General features: G+C 64.6%; 16 protein-coding genes. 12 read left to right on the top strand and 4 right to left on the bottom strand.

Features of this window, described 5'->3' with window-relative positions; all coding sequences use genetic code 11:
- Position 1: 1 nt before the first annotated feature.
- The 12 genes from cutA (at position 2) to purD (ending at position 12,613) form a co-directional block, all read left to right on the top strand.
- Positions 2-331 carry a divalent-cation tolerance protein CutA gene (gene cutA / locus VLR48_RS12290; protein ID WP_325292080.1) on the top strand — a complete coding sequence of 110 codons (330 nt, stop codon included), beginning with the start codon at positions 2-4 and terminating at the stop codon, positions 329-331.
- Positions 310-2,775, top strand: a complete 2,466-nt coding sequence (locus tag VLR48_RS12285) for a protein-disulfide reductase DsbD (protein WP_325292062.1) — start codon at positions 310-312, stop codon at positions 2,773-2,775. Before cutA ends, VLR48_RS12285 begins: the two co-directional genes overlap by 22 nt.
- Positions 2,772-3,359: a TlpA disulfide reductase family protein gene (locus VLR48_RS12280; protein ID WP_325292061.1), complete on the top strand. Its 588-nt coding sequence runs from the start codon at positions 2,772-2,774 to the stop codon at positions 3,357-3,359. The genes VLR48_RS12285 and VLR48_RS12280 overlap by 4 nt, the downstream gene beginning before the upstream one ends.
- Before the next feature lie 107 nt (positions 3,360-3,466).
- On the top strand, positions 3,467-3,928 hold the full coding sequence (gene aroQ, locus VLR48_RS12275; RefSeq protein ID WP_325292060.1) for a type II 3-dehydroquinate dehydratase: 462 nt from the start codon (positions 3,467-3,469) through the stop codon (positions 3,926-3,928).
- 2 nt (positions 3,929-3,930) lie between these two features.
- Entirely contained in the window at positions 3,931-4,386 is a 456-nt protein-coding gene (accB, locus tag VLR48_RS12270; protein ID WP_296702417.1) for an acetyl-CoA carboxylase biotin carboxyl carrier protein, read from the top strand.
- 90 nt (positions 4,387-4,476) lie between these two features.
- Entirely contained in the window at positions 4,477-5,817 is a 1,341-nt protein-coding gene (gene accC / locus VLR48_RS12265) for an acetyl-CoA carboxylase biotin carboxylase subunit (protein WP_325292079.1), read from the top strand.
- Positions 5,818-6,103: 286 nt separating this feature from the next.
- Positions 6,104-7,006: a 50S ribosomal protein L11 methyltransferase gene (gene prmA, locus VLR48_RS12260; protein WP_325292059.1), complete on the top strand. Its 903-nt coding sequence runs from the start codon at positions 6,104-6,106 to the stop codon at positions 7,004-7,006.
- 219 nt (positions 7,007-7,225) lie between these two features.
- Complete coding sequence (gene dusB / locus VLR48_RS12255; RefSeq protein WP_325292058.1) at positions 7,226-8,224, top strand: tRNA dihydrouridine synthase DusB; 999 nt, start codon at positions 7,226-7,228, stop codon at positions 8,222-8,224.
- On the top strand, positions 8,221-8,529 hold the full coding sequence (locus tag VLR48_RS12250) for a helix-turn-helix domain-containing protein (protein WP_325292057.1): 309 nt from the start codon (positions 8,221-8,223) through the stop codon (positions 8,527-8,529). The genes dusB and VLR48_RS12250 overlap by 4 nt, the downstream gene beginning before the upstream one ends.
- Before the next feature lie 61 nt (positions 8,530-8,590).
- On the top strand, positions 8,591-10,150 hold the full coding sequence (purH, locus tag VLR48_RS12245; protein WP_325292056.1) for a bifunctional phosphoribosylaminoimidazolecarboxamide formyltransferase/IMP cyclohydrolase: 1,560 nt from the start codon (positions 8,591-8,593) through the stop codon (positions 10,148-10,150).
- A gap of 192 nt (positions 10,151-10,342) precedes the next feature.
- Entirely contained in the window at positions 10,343-11,116 is a 774-nt protein-coding gene (lpxA, locus tag VLR48_RS12240; RefSeq protein WP_325292055.1) for an acyl-ACP--UDP-N-acetylglucosamine O-acyltransferase, read from the top strand.
- Between the two features lie 207 nt (positions 11,117-11,323).
- The gene (purD, locus tag VLR48_RS12235; protein WP_325292054.1) at positions 11,324-12,613 is read left to right on the top strand and encodes a phosphoribosylamine--glycine ligase; all 1,290 of its coding nucleotides are present in this window, start codon (positions 11,324-11,326) and stop codon (positions 12,611-12,613) included.
- A 19-nt stretch (positions 12,614-12,632) separates the two neighbouring features.
- Here purD and VLR48_RS12230 read toward each other — a convergent pair whose 3' ends face one another.
- The 4 genes from VLR48_RS12230 to VLR48_RS12215 form a co-directional block, all read right to left on the bottom strand.
- Complete coding sequence (locus VLR48_RS12230; RefSeq protein WP_139052925.1) at positions 12,633-12,833, bottom strand: integrase; 201 nt, start codon at positions 12,831-12,833, stop codon at positions 12,633-12,635.
- A gap of 78 nt (positions 12,834-12,911) precedes the next feature.
- On the bottom strand, positions 12,912-13,415 hold the full coding sequence (locus VLR48_RS12225) for a DUF29 domain-containing protein (RefSeq protein WP_325292053.1): 504 nt from the start codon (positions 13,413-13,415) through the stop codon (positions 12,912-12,914).
- Positions 13,416-13,807: 392 nt separating this feature from the next.
- Positions 13,808-14,548 carry an acetoacetyl-CoA reductase gene (phbB, locus tag VLR48_RS12220; protein ID WP_325292052.1) on the bottom strand — a complete coding sequence of 247 codons (741 nt, stop codon included), beginning with the start codon at positions 14,546-14,548 and terminating at the stop codon, positions 13,808-13,810.
- Between the two features lie 183 nt (positions 14,549-14,731).
- Positions 14,732-15,097: a phasin family protein gene (locus VLR48_RS12215; RefSeq protein ID WP_325292051.1), complete on the bottom strand. Its 366-nt coding sequence runs from the start codon at positions 15,095-15,097 to the stop codon at positions 14,732-14,734.
- Positions 15,098-15,179: the final 82 nt, after the last annotated feature.

Here is a 15,179-nt window from a genome sequence, read left to right as displayed (position 1 = left end):
CATGACGGCAGACCATCGTCTGATCTTCTGCACCTGTCCCGACGAGGCCACGGCCGGGCGTATCGGCGAGGCCCTGGTCGAGGAGCGCCTCGCCGCCTGCGCCAATCTACTGCCGGGCATCACCTCGATTTATCGCTGGGAGGGTCAGATCCAGCGTGATCCCGAGGTCTTGCTCTTGATCAAGACAACGACCGAGCGCGTCGGCGCATTGACTGAGCGCTTGCGCGCACTGCATTCCTACGAGATTCCGGAAATCATCGCGGTCCCCGTCACCGAGGGACTCCCCGACTATCTGAGCTGGGTAACGACATGCACCGACCACAACGACTGAGCCCCGGGATCGGGGCCGCCGTCGAGCGGCGCCAAACCGCCATCGACGACACCGCCACCGAACAACAGGGTCCGGGACATCGGCCGTCGCACGGGACATCCGCCGCGAGACGGCTCTTGGCCGTCGCCTTGACCTGGCTGCTCGTCGCCGGAGTGTTGCCGCTTGCGTCGGCGGAGGACGAGTTCCTGATGCCCGATCAGGCCTTCCGCATCTCGGGCGAGGCCGACGGCCCGGACGCCGTTCGGGTGCGCTGGGAGGTTGCCGACGGCTATTACATGTATCAGAGCAAGTTCGGGTTCCAGGCGGATACCGTCGGGATCTCGACGGGCAGCCCGCGCATGCCCGCAGCCGAAACCAAGGAGGACGAGTTCTTCGGCAAGGTCCAGGTCTATCGCGACAGCGTCGAGATCCGGGTGCCGGTCACGCGTGCGACCGGGTCGGGTAACTTTCTGACCCTCGAGGCCACCTCGCAGGGCTGCGCCGATGCCGGACTCTGCTACCCGCCGCACCGCCAGCGCCTGCTGCTCGAGCTGCCGGAGCTGGCGGCGGCGACGCCTGTCGCAGCCGAGACCGTGTCCGCCGCCGAGACCCCGTCGCCGATTCAGAGCGAGCAATCGTCGAAGGCCTTGGCGGGCTTAGGCCAGTCGCTCGGCTTGGGCGCGGACGACGACATCCTCCCCGCCGAGGAGGCATTCCTCTTCTCGGCGGAGGTCGCGGGCCCGGACCAGATCCAGTTGACCTGGGACGTCGCCGAGGGGACCTATCTCTACAGCCATATGCTCGAGCTTGCGCTCGAGGACGGGAGCGAGGTCGCCATCGGGCCTTACGAGCGCCCCGCCGGAGAGATCAAGAAGGACTCGATCCTTCCGGACGGCAGCGTCGGCGATGTCGAGGTCTATCACGACCGGGTCGATCTGACCCTGCCCTTGCTGCGCGGCTCGAGCGCGCCGACCGAGGTGACCCTGATCGCCAAGTATCAGGGTTGTGCCGAGATCGGTATCTGCTATCCGCCGCAGACCCAAAGGGTAAACCTGAGCCTGCCCGAGGCGCTGGTGACGGCGGCCCTGCCGACGGCCGCCGCCGCAGCCACGACGGCCGACGCGCCGCCGGCAAGTGCGTCACCCGATGCGGACGACACCGTCTCGGAGCAGGACCGGATCGCCTCCGTCCTCGCCAACAGCGGCGTCTGGGTGGTGATTGCGGCCTTCTTCGGGTTCGGCCTCTTGCTCGCCTTTACGCCCTGCGTCTTCCCCATGATCCCGATCCTCTCGGGAATCATCGCCGGACAGGGCCCGAACATCACCACGCGCAAGGCCTTTACGCTGTCGCTGGTCTATGTTCTGGCCATGGCCTTGACCTATACGGTCGTCGGGGTGCTGGCGGGGCTCTTCGGCGCGAATCTGCAGGCTGCCTTCCAGAACCCCTGGGTCCTGACCTCCTTCGCGTTGATCTTCGTGCTGCTCGCGCTCTCCATGTTCGGCTTCTACGACCTGCAGCTGCCGTCGAGCTTTCAGTCCAAGCTCGCCGAGATCAGCAACAAGCAGGAAGGCGGCACACTGATCGGCGTGGCCATCATGGGCCTGCTCTCCGCGCTCATCGTCGGACCCTGCGTGGCTCCGCCGCTCTTCGGCGCGCTTATCTACATCAGCCAGACCGGGGACGCGGTGCTCGGCGGCATCGCCCTGTTCGCCCTGAGTATGGGCATGGGCGTGCCGCTGATCGCCATCGGCACCTCGGCTGGCAAGCTGCTTCCGCGCGCCGGCGGCTGGATGGATGCGGTCAAGGCGGTGTTCGGCGTCGCCCTGCTCGGCGTGGCCATCTTCATGATGGAGCGGATCCTGCCGCCGGCGGTCGCCATGCTGCTGTGGGGGCTGCTGCTGATCTGCTCGGCGGTCTACATGGGGGCACTGACCCAGCTGCCGCAGGGTGCAAGCGGCTGGAGCAAGCTCTGGAAGGGGCTCGGCGTCTTCCTGCTCATCTACGGTGCGCTCATGCTGCTCGGTGCGGCGGCCGGCGGCAAGGACACGGTCCAACCTCTGCGCGGGCTCGCCGTGGGCGGCGGCGGTGGCGCCGCTGCGGAGGCGGTCTTTACCCCCGTGAAGACGCTCGAGGACCTCGATCGCGAGGTCGCCAAGGCGGGCGCGCTCGGAAAGCCGGTGATGTTCGACTTCTACGCCGACTGGTGCGTGACCTGCAAAGAGCTCGAGCGCTATACCTTCAGCGACCCCGCGGTGATCGCCGAGATGGAGCGCTTCGTCCTGCTCAAGGCGGACGTGACGGCCAACGACGCGGATGATCAGGCCCTGATGAAGCACTTCGGCATCATCGGACCGCCCGCCATCCTCTACTTCGACACCTCGGGAGAAGAGCGCAAGAACTATCGCTTGGTCGGCTTCAAGCCCGCCGATGCCTTTGTCGAGCACCTGCGCCGGGCTGCGCCATGAGTGCGGTTCGGGTGGGGCTGGTCATTCTGCTCGCAGGCGGGATCAGCATCGGGGCCGCCGTCGTCGGTCAACGCTGGATCGAGGCGCCGAAGCCCGATGCAGGATTGTCGGTTCGCCAGTCTGCGCCCCTTCAGACCTTGCCCGACTTCGGCCTGACCGACCTTGCCGGACGGGAGGTGAGCAGCGAGGCGTGGGCCGGCAAGGTCGTGGTGATCAACTACTGGGCGAGCTGGTGCCCGCCCTGCGTGCGCGAGATGCCCCTCTTTATCCAGACCCAGGAGGCACTCGGGGAGTCCGGCGTGCAGGTCGTCGGCATCGCCGTGGATCGCCTCGAAGACGTGGAGTCGTTTGTCGCCCAGTACCCGGTGAACTACCCTATCCTGATGGCCAACCCGGAGGCCGTCGCCCTCTCGAAGCGACTCGGCAACCGGGTCGAAGGACTGCCCTTCACGGTCATCTTCGACCGCCGCGGGCGCCGCGTCTTCAGCCGCACCGGCGAGGTCACGGCCGCCGAGCTCAAGGCCGAGCTCGACGCGCTGGTCAAGGCGGAGGACCGTCCGGCACCCGACGAGGACGCGTCTTAGCTGGACAACATCGCGTAAAATCCGCACAATTCGCGCCGATTTGCTGCCGATCCCAAACAGACCGGCGGGTACACTGATTCTCGGACGCGTTGGAGCACATTGACCGGATGGCGGCGATCCTGGTCCTGAACGGACCGAACCTCAACCTGCTCGGAACCCGCGAGCCGGAGCATTACGGCCGCACCACGCTGGCGCAGATACACCAGGGCTTGGAGGATGCGGCACGGGCTCAAGGCTTCACGCTCGAGTGTATTCAGAGCAACGCCGAGCATGTTCTGATCGAGGCGGTCCACCGTGCCGCGCACGACGGGGTTCGCTTCATCATCCTGAATCCCGCCGCCTTCACCCACACCAGCGTCGCCCTGCGCGATGCACTGCTCGGGGTCGGGATTCCCTTTATCGAGGTGCACCTTTCCAACGTGCACGCCCGGGAGCCCTTTCGGGCCCACTCCTATTTCTCCGACATCGCCGTCGGGGTGATCAGCGGACTCGGGGCCGAGGGCTACTTTTCAGCATTGCGCGCCGCGGCCGGTCGGCTCGCGCCGGACCTTTCCAACGAGAACCACTGACCATGGATATCCGCAAGGTAAAGAAGCTGATCGAGCTGTTGGAGCAATCCGACGTCGCGGAGATCGAGATCCACGAGGGCGAGGAATCGGTCCGCATCAGCCGACACGGCAGCGGCGCCATGCCGATGTACATGCCTCAAGCGATGCCGATGGCCGTCGGCCCCGCGGCGGCTCCGGCGCCGGCCGCCAAAGCCTCCGACGAAGAGGATCTCGACGAGATGGAAGGCGAGGTCGTGCGCTCGCCCATGGTCGGCACCTTCTATCGTGCGCCCTCCCCGGGATCCAAGGCATTTGTCGAGGAGGGCCAGACCGTGAAGGCCGGCGAGACACTTTGCATCATCGAGGCGATGAAGATCCTCAACCAGATCGAGTGCGAGCAAGGCGGAACGATCAGACGTATCCTGGTCGAGAACGGTCAGCCGGTGGAATACAACCAGCCGCTGTTCGTCATCGAATAAGGGCGGAGGGCAGCGCCCCCGTCGTCAAGCGCCGGCGCACCCCCGATGCGCCGCGCCTCCTCCAGCAAAGACATCGCCACCATGCCTGCAATGATCGAGAAGGTCCTGATCGCCAACCGGGGCGAGATCGCGCTCCGGATTCTGCGCGCCTGTCGCGAGCTGGGCATCAAAACGGTCGCGGTGCACTCCGAAGCGGACCGCGACCTCAAGCACGTCCTCCTGGCGGACGAGTCGGTCTGCATCGGCCCGGCCGCCTCGCTGCACAGCTATCTCAACGTGCCCGCCATCATCAGCGCGGCCGAGGTGACAGATACGGTCGCCATCCATCCGGGCTACGGCTTCCTCTCCGAGAACGCGGATTTCGCCGAGCGGGTCGAGCGCTCCGGCTTCATCTTCATCGGCCCGCGACCCGAGACCATCCGTCTGATGGGCGACAAGGTCTCGGCGATCGCCGCCATGAACAAGGCCGGCGTGCCCTGCGTGCCCGGCTCCGACGGCCCGCTCGACGACAACAAGAAACGCACCCTCGAGATGGCTCGTAAGATCGGCTATCCCGTCATCATCAAGGCATCCGGCGGCGGAGGCGGCCGCGGCATGCGGGTCGTACATTCCGAGGCGACCCTGCTCAACGCCATCTCCCTGACCAAGGCGGAGGCCGCCGCAGCCTTCAACAACGACATGGTCTACATGGAGAAGTACCTGGAGAACCCGCGTCATATCGAGTTCCAGGTCCTCTCCGACCAGCACGGCAACGCCATCCATCTCGGCGAGCGCGACTGCTCCATGCAGCGCCGCCATCAGAAGGTCGTCGAAGAGGCGCCCGCGCCCGGTATCACCGAGGCACAACGCCGCGAGATCGGCGAGCGCTGTGCGGAGGCCTGCCGCACCATCGGCTATCGCGGCGCCGGCACCTTCGAGTTCCTCTACGAGGACGGCTGTTTCTATTTCATCGAGATGAACACGCGCGTGCAGGTCGAGCACCCGGTGACCGAGATGGTCACGGGCGTGGACATCGTCAAAGAACAGATCCTGATCGCCGCCGGCGAGCCCCTGCGCTACACGCAGGAAGACATCGTGATCCGCGGCCATGCCGTGGAGTGCCGTCTCAACGCCGAAGACTCCGAGACCTTCATGCCGAGCCCGGGAAAGATCACCGAGTTCCATGCCCCGGGCGGCCCCGGCGTGCGCCTGGAAACACACATCTATACCGGCTACACGGTTCCGCGCTATTACGACTCCATGATCGGCAAGCTGATCACCCACGGCGAGGATCGCGAGGCGGCCATTGCGCGGATGTGCAATGCGCTGCGCGAGACGGTGATCGACGGGATCAATACCAATATCAAGCTGCAGCGGTCGATCCTGCGGGACGGGGCGTTTCTGGCGGGCGGGGCGAATATCCACTATTTGGAAAAGAAGCTCGGCATGTAGGGCTGAACCGCGTTTCGTGTGATATGAGATGTTCGAGGAGGTGTCGCTGCAGGCGCGATTTGACGCCTCGGCGGGACGCGGTTCAGGAAATTAAGAACAATGAATGACTCGGACCGGCTTCGAGGCAGGTGGGCGCTCGCGCCTGGATCGGACTCGCCGCGGCCATCGTGCAACGCAATTATTCCAATCTCTTGATCACTTAAATCGCGTCGACTCCGACGCTCACGTACTCCTGCGGGATCGAGACCAAATGAACACAGTGCATATTCTGCAGGACGCGATTTAATTGGCCTGGCTACAGCTTTCGATCGAGGTCTCGAAGCCGGACGCGGAGCGGGTCGCCGCGTTCCTGGAGGATGCCGGAGCGCTTTCCCTAACGCTCGCGGATGCGGCCGACGAGCCTCAGCTCGAGCCGGGGCCGGGGGAGACACCGCTCTGGTCGCAGGTCAAGGTCTCGGCGCTGTTCGATGCGGATCCCGAGAGCGAGGCGCTGGTCGCTCGCTTGGTCGATCAGCTGGCTCGTGAGCCGCGCGCAGGGGCGACCGGCCCGGCTCTTGTCGAGCGGATCGAGGATCAGGTCTGGGAGCGCGTCTGGCTCGACACCTTCAAGCCGACCCGCTTCGGTCGGCGTCTCTGGGTCTGTCCGCACGGTCAGGATCCGGACGATCCCGAGGCCCTCGTCGAGGCCGTCGTGGTCGCGTTGGATCCGGGTCTGGCCTTCGGGACCGGGCATCATCCGACCACGGCACTCTGCCTGGAGTGGCTCGACGGCACCGACCTCGACGGCAAGACGGTCCTGGATTACGGGTGTGGCTCGGGGATTCTGGCGATTGCGGCGTTGCGCTTGGGTGCTGCGCGCGCGATCGCCGTCGACCATGACCCTCAGGCCCTGGAGGCGACGCGGGACAACGCACTCGCCAACGGGGTCGCCGACCGGCTCGCCATCTACGGGCCGGAGGAGGCGCCCGAGCTGAAGGTCGATGTGACCATCGCCAATATCCTCGCCGGGCCTCTGGTCTCTCTGGCCCCTCGGCTCGTCGAGTCGTTGCGGCCGGGCGGCGCTTTGGCCGTCTCGGGTGTGCTCGCCGAGCAGGTCGAGACGGTCCGCGCGGCCTATGCCGAACGGATCGCCCTTGCGCCGACACGACTGCGCGAAGATTGGGCGCTCATCGGCGGAACGTTGCGGTAAGCGCGGCGATCGGCAACGCGCGCACTCTTCCCGCGCAACCCGATATCCCCGGAACGCCGACGTGTCGTCGGCGTTTTGCGCTGGCCTGACGGCGGGCGGGTCAAGCGCAACTCGTCGATCCTCGGGAGACCGCACTCCATGCGCGTCGGCCGGGAGTATGATCAAACCACTACGCCGCACATCGATCGATTCCAATCCAGATCCTGCAATGAGTCTTCCATGCAACGCGCATTCGCCATCGGCCCATACCGATTCGAAAACAACCTGATCCTTGCGCCGATGGCCGGAATCAGCGATCGGCCGTTCCGGGCGCTCTGTCGGCGCCTGGGGGCGGGGCTTGCGGTCGCCGAGATGGTCTCGTCGAACACCGCGCTTTGGGATACCCGCAAATCGGTGCGGCGTCTGGACTATGCAGGCGAGGTCGGTCCGGTCTCGGCGCAGATCGTCGGCGCGGATCCGCTCGACATGGCCGAAGCGGCCCGAATCAATGTCGATCTGGGCGCCGACATCGTCGACATCAACATGGGCTGTCCGGCGAAGAAGGTCTGCAAACGCGCGGCGGGCTCCGCGCTGCTGCGCGACGAGGTCCTGGTCGGGCGGATCCTCGAGTCGGTGGTCGCGTCGGTCGCCGTCCCGGTCACCTTGAAGATCCGCACCGGTTGGTCGCCCGAGACCCGCAATGCCGTACGGATTGCTCAGATTGCGCAGGCATCCGGGATCGCCGCCCTGACCGTTCACGGGCGCACGCGCGCCTGCAGCTACGGGGTGCCCGCAGAGTACGACACGATACGTGCCATCCGCGCAGCCGTGACGATACCGCTCATCGCCAACGGCGACATCGCGAGCCCCGAACGGGCGAAACAGGTTCTGGACTGCACCGGCGCCGATGCTATCATGATCGGACGCGCGGCCCGGGGGCGTCCCTGGATCTTCCGCGACGTCGCGGCTTACCTGACCTCGGGTACCCTGCCGGTCGAGCCGCAAAGGCACTTGATCCATGCGCTCCTGCGCGAGCATCTCGATGCCTTGTATCGGTTTTACGGCCCCCATGCCGGCGTGCGGATCGCACGCAAACACATCTCCTGGTACTGCCGTTACTTACCGGGTGCAGCGGCCTTCAGAGACATCGTCAACGGGACACAAACCCCGGCGGAGCAGTTGTCGCGGGTCGCCGCGTTCTTCGAGCAATGCCCCGAAACGGAGAATCAAGCAGCATGAATTCAGTCGCTCTGGACAGCGTATCCGCACCGACCGCGACCGGGCTGCAGGTGGTGGAGGCGGATCGCACCGACCCCTTGAGCAAATGTGTGCAGGATGCGCTGCGCTTCTATCTGGAGAACATGGCGGGCCATGACGTGGTCAACCTTTACGCCTTGGTGCTCGAGGAAGTGGAGCGCCCCATGTTCGAGACCGTTCTGGACCATACCAACGGCAACCTGAGCCACGCCGCGAAGATCCTCGGCTTGACGCGCGCCACCCTGCGCAAACGACTCGTCGCTCACGGGATCGAGCGCGCGCGCTGAACCCGCATCGCCGACGGCACCGCCCGTCCCTTTTCAGATCATCAGACCCGGATCGACCCACATGCCATCCATTCATCGCGCCCTGATCAGCGTGTCCGACAAGACCGGCTTGGCCGCCTTTGCCCGCGACCTTGCCGCCAAAGGTGTCGAGATCCTCTCCACCGGGGGGACCGCCCGGCTCCTGACCGAGCAGGGCATCCCCGTCACGGAGGTTTCCGACTACACCGGCTTCCCCGAGATGATGGACGGTCGGGTCAAGACCCTGCACCCGCGCATCCACGGCGGCATCCTGGGGCGGCGCGGCGTCGATGATCGGGTGATGCGCGAGAACGAGATCAAGCCGATCGACCTGGTCGTCGTGAACCTCTATCCCTTCGAGCAGACGGTGGCGGATCCGGCCTGCGATCTGGCCACGGCCATCGAGAACATCGACATCGGCGGCCCGACACTGCTGCGTGCCGCGGCCAAGAACCACGCGAGCGTCACCGTCGTCGTGGATTCGGCCGACTACCCGCGCATCGCCGCCGAGATCGCCGCGCACGGCGGGGTGAGCGAGGCCACGCGCTTCGACCTGGCGGTCAAGGCCTTCGAGCACACCGCCCGCTACGACGGCGCCATCGCCAACTATCTCGGCGCACGGCTCGCGACCGACGTGCCCGGCGCCTTCCCGCGCACCCTGAGCCTGCAGCTCGCACGCAGGCAATCGATGCGCTACGGCGAGAATCCGCACCAAAACGCGGCCTTCTATATCGAGCATGGCGACTTGGAGACGAGCATCGCCACCGCCAGCCAGATCCAAGGCAAAGAGCTGTCCTACAACAACATCGCCGATACCGATGCGGCGCTCGAGTGCGTGAAGCAGTTCTCCGAGGGGCCGGCCTGTGTCATCGTCAAGCATGCCAATCCCTGCGGCGTCGCCCTGGGCGCCAACCTGCTCGAGGCCTACGAGCGCGCCTACAGCACCGATCCCGAATCGGCCTTCGGCGGCATCATCGCCTTCAACGGCGAGCTCGACGGCGAGACGGCGCGGACCATCGTCGAGCGTCAGTTCGTCGAGGTCATCATCGCGCCCCGCGTCACCGCCGAGGCCAGCGCGGCGGTCGCGGCCAAGAAGAACGTCCGCTTGCTCGAATGCGGCGAGTGGGACAGCGAGCTGGTCCATCGTCTCGACTTCAAGCGGGTCAACGGCGGGCTCTTGGTCCAGGATGCGGACCTGCGCCTGACCGCGTCGCTGAATACCGTCACCGAGCGCGCGCCGAGCGAGCAGGAGCTTGCCGACCTCCTCTTTGCCTGGCGGGTCGCCAAGTTCGTCAAATCAAACGCCATCGTCTACGGGCGCCACGGCATGACCATCGGGGTCGGTGCGGGCCAGATGAGCCGGGTCAACTCCGCGCGCATCGCCGTCATCAAGGCCGAGCAGGCGGGCCTCGCGGTGCCAGGCGCGGTCATGGCCTCCGACGCCTTCTTCCCCTTCCGCGACGGGATCGATCAGGCCGCGGCGGCAGGGATCACGGCCGTCATCCAGCCCGGCGGCTCCATGCGCGACGAGGAGACCATCGCCGCGGCAAACGAGCACGGGATTGCGATGGTCTTTACGGGAATGCGTCACTTCAGGCATTAAATCGCGTCCGTGCCGACAGGCACTGCTTTCGTTGCGGCGTGGCCTTGGAGCCACCAACCCACGCCGGAGTCGACGCGATTTAAGATATTTTAAGTTTTTTAATCTCTTGAACCGCGTCGACTCAGAGCTTCCATGACGCGCCGATCTCGATCGACGCCATACCCCCTTTAGACTCACACAGGACGCGGTTCAATGGGCATCCACCCGACGGCCATCATCGAAGACGGCGCCGACCTGCATCCCTCCGTCAGTGTCGGCCCCTATTCGATCATCGAGTCCGGGGCCGTCATCGGCGAAGGCTGCCGGATCGAGTCCTGCGTGCGGATCTACGGCGCGACGCGGATGGGTGCGCACAACCGGGTCTGTCACGGGGCGACGCTCGGCTCGGAGCCTCAGGATTTAGGCTTCAAGCCGGAGCTGGCGCGGCCGCTCGTGATCGGCGATCACAATCACTTCAAGGAAGGGGTGAACATCAGTTGCGGCATCAAGTCCGAGGCGGGAACCCGCATCGGCAGTCACAATTACTGGATGGCCTTCTCGCATGCGGGGCACGACTGCATCGTCGGCGATCACAACATCTTCGCCAACACGGCCACGCTCGCCGGTCATTGCGAGGTCGCGGATCGGACTTTCCTCTCGGGGCAGGTCGCCGTGCATCAGTTCTGTCGGATCGGCGCCTATGCGATGGTCGCCGGGGTGACGGGGGTAGCACAGGACGTGCCGCCGTTCGCCTTGGTCGACGGTCATCGGGCGCGCATCGTGGGGCTCAACGTGGTCGGCTTGCGCCGCGGCGGTTTCTCGCAGGAGCAGCGCACGCGCATCAAGGCCGTCTATCGGCTGGTCTTCCGCTCCGGCCTGCGCTCGGGCGAGGCACTCGCCCGAGCCGAGCAGGAGTATCCGGGCCCGGAGACTCAATCCATCGTCGAATTCATTCAGTCAAGTCGGCGCGGCGTCGTCTCGTTTTAAACCGCGTCCGGAGCGAAATGCTGATTCGTGAGTGAGATCGACGTTTGCTGCATCCACGACCCTTAGCCGGGACGCGGTTTAAAATAATTTATTTTTTAATCGTTTAAACCGCGCCGGCTCCAGTGGTCGTGGAATCTGCCGGCGCCGATCCTATCAAAAAACATCGCATACCGCGCTGGGCGCGGTTTAAAAGGTGAAGAGACAGGTATGAAGATCTTGATCGTCGGCAACGGCGGACGCGAGCATGCCCTCGCCTGGAAGGCCGCACAATCGCCGCTGGCCGAACGCGTTTACGTTGCGCCCGGCAACGGCGGAACCGCGCATGAGCCCAAGGTGGAGAATCTGCAGATCGCGGCGGACGACATTCCCGCATTGGTGCGTTTTGCGACCGAGCAGTCAATCGACCTGACGATCATCGGCCCGGAGGCACCGCTTGTTGCGGGCGTCGTCGATGCCTTCAAGGCGGCCGGTCTGCGCTGCTTCGGACCGACACGAGACGCAGCGCAGCTCGAGGGCTCGAAGGCCTTCACCAAGGACTTCCTCGCGCACTACAGTATCCCGACGGCGTCCTATGGCGTCTTTACCGAGACCGAGCACGCGCTTGCCTATCTGCGTCGGGTCGGCGCGCCCATCGTGATCAAGGCCGACGGGCTCGCCGCGGGCAAGGGTGTCATCCTCGCCGAGGATCTCGCGACCGCCGAGGCGGCCGTGCAGGACATGCTCGGTGCCGGGCGCTTCGGCAGCGCGGGCAACCGCGTGGTGATCGAGGAATTCCTGACCGGCGAGGAGGCAAGCTTCATCGTCATGGTCGACGGCGCGCACATCCTGCCGCTCGCCACCTCCCAGGATCACAAAGCCCGCGACGACGGCGACCGTGGACCCAACACCGGCGGCATGGGCGCCTATTCACCGGCTCCGATCGTCACCTCGGACATCCATAATCGTGTCATGCGCGAGGTGATCGAACCGACCGTCGCCGGGCTCGCCGCCGAGGGTATCCATTATGTCGGTTTCCTTTACGCCGGCCTCATGATCGCCGCCGACGGGACACCCAAGGTGCTCGAGTACAACTGCCGGCTCGGCGACCCCGAGACCCAGCCGCTGCTGATGCGCCTGGAGTCCGACCTGGTCGAGCTATGCCTGGCCGCGATCGAAGGTCGTCTCGATCAGGTCAGAGCCGCCTGGGATCCGCGGCCCGCACTGGGCGTGGTCATGGCGGCCGGCGGTTATCCGGACAGCTACGAGACCGGCCACCCGATCAGCGGGTTGGACGCCGAGTTGCCCTCGGACGTCAAGGTCTTCCAGGCCGGCACAACGGCGGATGGAACGGCGATCCGGACCAACGGCGGACGTGTCCTCTGCGTCACCGCACTCGGAAACAGCGTTTCCGAGGCCCAATCCCGGGCCTACCAAGCCATCGATAATATTCGGTGGGAAGGCTGCCAGTTCCGGCGCGATATCGGTTATCGGGCGATCGCCCGCGAGTGGTCGAGCTGAAGGTTGCCGAGGGTAGGCATCAGGAAAAGACCTTCCAGAGAATCGCCATCGTGAAGGCGAGATTGAACCCGACCATCCATTTCAACAGGGCCAGATTCGATCTCAGTTCCGAAATATCGCGGTTGTATTCGGCGATTGCCTTCGCCGCCGCGCGAGCCTTCTCGTCATCGGCCCCCGCGCTCAGAAGGGCGTCATACACCTCTGCAATCATCGTGGTCATCAACGGGCCTCGTTCTCGGTCGTGTTGAATTCGGGGCTTGTCTGGTCGCGAGGCGTTGTTCCGGTACTTGCCGACCGATCAGGGTTCAGCGTGTCCCGCCTCGGCCTGCCCCTCGGGGTGCGCCGGGTAGAAGGTCTTATCGAACAGTTGCTCGGCGCTGTAGGGGCATTGTTCCGGGAAGGTGCTCGACGGCAGACCGTTTTCATCGCTGGCCAACTGAACAGCATCGGCATAGGCCTCGCCGATGTTTGCAGGTAATCGTGCCTTGAGACCCGTGGCCTGTGTCAGCAGTTTTTCCAACCGGTTGCGCTGTTCGATGATAGCCGCGCGCCAACTGTCGCCTTTGAATTCTCGCCAGCGCTCGGACAGGGTTCGATACTGATACGCCCAATTCAACAGATGCGCCAACAGGATGGTCAATCTGTTTTCGAGCTCGCGCTGCTCGCTCTTTCCCATGTCGCTCAGTTCTTCCAAGAGATGCTCGATGTCCAGCTCCGAGTAACGCCCGGCACGCAGCAATTGGACGTGGCGCTCCGCCCAAGCCGAGTAATCGATCTTGTAGAGTGTGTCGAGGTCGGTCATATCCTGATCCAACAGCTGCCGAGTCTGCATCGAGGGGCAATGAGGTCGCGAGTCGTCCGCCACTCCGACCTGGTCATGCCTATGTCGACAGGGTAGCGGATTCAGAGGGATTTTTTCCAGAGCCGATCCGAGCGGAATTTCCCGAGGCAAAAAAAGCCCGGCGGGGAGCCGGGCTGGAAACGTCTCATGATGAGAGAGACGAGGAGGACACTGGTATCGATCTTTAAGGTCTCGGGCTCCGCCGGAGGCCGGTAGGCCCAAGACATCGATGTTCTGAATTCCGACGTTCGATCTTTAAACCGCGCTTCGCCGAGTGTGTTGTCTGCAGCGAGGTCGCTCGCACTAAGTGCCATCTTAATGGCGCCGGGCGCGGTTCAGATGTGACGAGCGCCTCAGTGCATGAAGAGGCCGCCGTTCACCGGCAGGTTCGCGCCGGTAATGTAGGCACTCTCGTCGCCGGCCAGGAAGGCGATCGCCGCGGCGATCTCGGCAGGCTGAGCCATGCGGCGCATCGGCACACCCGAGATGATGCTGTTGCGCACGGTGTCGTCCATCGCCAAGGTCATGGCGGTCTCGACATAGCCGGGCGAGACGGTGTTCACCGTGACACCCTTGGATGCGCCTTCCTGGGCCAGGGCCATGGTGAAGCCGTGCATACCGGCCTTGGCGGCGGAGTAGTTGGCTTGGCCGAACTGCCCGCGCTGACCGTTGACCGAGGAGATGTTGATGATCCGACCGAAGCCACGATCCAGCATCCCTTCCCAGACGTTGCGCGTGACGTTGAAGACGCTGTCCAGGTTGACCCGCATCACCGCTTCCCACTGCGCAAGCTCCATCTTCTTGAAGGTCTTGTCGCGGGTAATACCGGCACAGTTGATTAGAATGTCGACCGGGCCGTGCGTCTCGGCGATCTCTTTGATCATGCGCGCGCTGTCTTCGAAGGAGGACACGTCGGCAGCGAAGGTGTCGATGGCGAAACCTTCGGCCTCGCGATCCTTCTTCCAGGCTTCCGCGGCAGCGGCCTCGGAAGGATGGTGATTGGCGACGACCGTGCAGCCGTCCTGCGCCAGACGCGTGCAGATCGAGGTGCCGATTCCGCCGATACCGCCGGTCACGAGTGCAATGCGAGCCATGTCTCTTTCCTCCGGGTTTTTATTGGTGTGTCGTTCATCGGGGTCCGGAGCGATCAACGCGCGATCCGCTCACGGGGGTTCAAGATCTTCCGATCACGAACCATTCGCAAGCCCCCTGTGCAGGAGACTTGCGAATGGCGGCCCGTCCTTGGGCTGCCGAGTCGAGCTCAACGGTCTGCCGAATTAGGCAGCCGGGACAGCCTTGCGCAGGTCGGCCGAGACGTCGGCCATGTTCTTCTCGAACCAGGTGCGATAGTCGTCACGCACGTCGCTGACGGCCTGCATGCTGGTCTTGCCTTCGGCCAGAACGCGCTCGCTCAGCTCCTTGGTAGCCTCGACCTGGCCCTTGAAGAACTCATTGTAGCCCTTGGACTCGGTCGCCAGCTTCATCATGCGCATGGCGTGCTCCATGTAGAGGCTCATGGCATCCATCTGACGCGCCGACATCTTCTCGAAGATGCGGACGTTCAGCTCGCCAAGGCTGGTCATGCGCTCGACGGTCTTGTTGGTAAGCTCGTTGACGGTGTTCAGTGTGTCGTTGGTCGTCATGGGAGTTGCTCCGATGTGTTGTGCAGTGCAGCAATTGTTGCAGTGCACAATAGTCGTCGGGCAAACCCCTGTCAACCCCGAA

The organism is Thiocapsa sp., from assembly GCF_035467215.1.
In the GTDB taxonomy this organism is placed as follows: domain Bacteria; phylum Pseudomonadota; class Gammaproteobacteria; order Chromatiales; family Chromatiaceae; genus Thiocapsa.
The sequence above is the reverse complement of the archived record's forward strand: the minus strand, read 5'-3'. Positions and strand labels throughout refer to the sequence as shown.

Coding starts and splice junctions, on each gene's coding strand:
- cutA (WP_325292080.1), top strand. CDS start 2: ATGACGGCAGACCATCGTCTGATCTTCTGCACCTGTCCCGACGAGGCC.
- VLR48_RS12285 (WP_325292062.1), top strand. CDS start 310: ATGCACCGACCACAACGACTGAGCCCCGGGATCGGGGCCGCCGTCGAG.
- VLR48_RS12280 (WP_325292061.1), top strand. CDS start 2,772: ATGAGTGCGGTTCGGGTGGGGCTGGTCATTCTGCTCGCAGGCGGGATC.
- aroQ (WP_325292060.1), top strand. CDS start 3,467: ATGGCGGCGATCCTGGTCCTGAACGGACCGAACCTCAACCTGCTCGGA.
- accB (WP_296702417.1), top strand. CDS start 3,931: ATGGATATCCGCAAGGTAAAGAAGCTGATCGAGCTGTTGGAGCAATCC.
- accC (WP_325292079.1), top strand. CDS start 4,477: ATGATCGAGAAGGTCCTGATCGCCAACCGGGGCGAGATCGCGCTCCGG.
- dusB (WP_325292058.1), top strand. CDS start 7,226: ATGCAACGCGCATTCGCCATCGGCCCATACCGATTCGAAAACAACCTG.
- VLR48_RS12250 (WP_325292057.1), top strand. CDS start 8,221: ATGAATTCAGTCGCTCTGGACAGCGTATCCGCACCGACCGCGACCGGG.
- purH (WP_325292056.1), top strand. CDS start 8,591: ATGCCATCCATTCATCGCGCCCTGATCAGCGTGTCCGACAAGACCGGC.
- lpxA (WP_325292055.1), top strand. CDS start 10,343: ATGGGCATCCACCCGACGGCCATCATCGAAGACGGCGCCGACCTGCAT.
- purD (WP_325292054.1), top strand. CDS start 11,324: ATGAAGATCTTGATCGTCGGCAACGGCGGACGCGAGCATGCCCTCGCC.
- VLR48_RS12230 (WP_139052925.1), bottom strand. CDS start 12,833: ATGACCACGATGATTGCAGAGGTGTATGACGCCCTTCTGAGCGCGGGG.
- VLR48_RS12225 (WP_325292053.1), bottom strand. CDS start 13,415: ATGACCGACCTCGACACACTCTACAAGATCGATTACTCGGCTTGGGCG.
- phbB (WP_325292052.1), bottom strand. CDS start 14,548: ATGGCTCGCATTGCACTCGTGACCGGCGGTATCGGCGGAATCGGCACC.
- VLR48_RS12215 (WP_325292051.1), bottom strand. CDS start 15,097: ATGACGACCAACGACACACTGAACACCGTCAACGAGCTTACCAACAAG.